This is a genomic window from Photobacterium sp. R1 (genome assembly GCF_054600795.1).
Genome location: NZ_BAAHZP010000445.1, coordinates 1 through 283, shown reverse-complemented (window position 1 = coordinate 283; position 283 = coordinate 1). Strand labels below are relative to the sequence as shown.

Sequence of the window (283 nt, the reverse complement as noted above, 5' to 3'; positions counted from 1 at the left end):
TCTGCAATTAACGTAAACAGCATGATGAGGATGACCAGACGACGAATATTGATAGAGCTTTCTTGCCCTAAAGCGCCTTTTGTGACAGCTTGCTGCTTGAGACTGAGCCGCGCGCCGAACAAGTAAAGCAGCACTGCCGATAAGGTCATTTGTCCCAGCCCGCCAATTTGCATAAGAATCATCAGCAGCACTTTTCCACTGTGCGTGAAATGCGTACCGGTATCGACAACACCTAACCCTGTAACACTGATGGCTGACGTTGCAGTAAACAACGCATCGACAA

General features: G+C 48.4%; 1 protein-coding gene. It reads right to left on the bottom strand.

Annotated elements, in window-relative coordinates; all coding sequences use genetic code 11:
• The coding region (locus tag ACYP03_RS25780) for a potassium transporter TrkG (protein WP_459782644.1) at window positions 1-283 on the bottom strand (283 nt) is incomplete at both ends.